Source organism: Streptomyces albus subsp. albus (assembly GCF_000719865.1).
In the GTDB taxonomy this organism is placed as follows: Bacteria; Actinomycetota; Actinomycetes; order Streptomycetales; family Streptomycetaceae; genus Streptomyces; species Streptomyces albus_E.
Genome location: NZ_JOID01000098.1, coordinates 1 through 404 on the forward strand (window position 1 = coordinate 1; position 404 = coordinate 404).

General features: G+C 75.0%; 1 pseudogene. It reads left to right on the forward strand.

Going from position 1 to position 404, the window contains the following annotated elements:
* Positions 1 to 404, forward strand: a pseudogene (locus IF83_RS33950) (hypothetical protein); the annotation flags it as partial.

The window sequence follows — 404 nt, forward strand, 5'->3', positions numbered from 1 at the left end:
TGACTCCCCTGCGCCGCCGCGCCGCCTTCATGGCCGCCGGTGTCGGAGCCACCGCCGTGCTGGGGACCGGAGTCGCGCTGGGCACCCAGGGCGAGACCGAGAACACCGCCACCGGGACCACCGCGACGCGGGTCGCCGAGGAGCGCGCCGGCGCCGAGGCGGTCACCGCCCAGGCGAAGGCGCAGAAGAAGGCCGCCGAGGGCAAGGCCGCGGCCGAGGCCGCCGCCGCGGAGCGCGCCGGTCAGGAGACCGCCGACCGTTCGAAGCGGCAGACCGCCACCCAGGCCGCCGCGAAGGCTCCCGCTTCCTGGGTGAAGCCGGTGGACAGCTATGTGAAGGGCTCCACCTTCGGTATCGGTGGTGACCGCTGGGCCAACAAGCACTCCGGCCAGGACTTCGCCGCG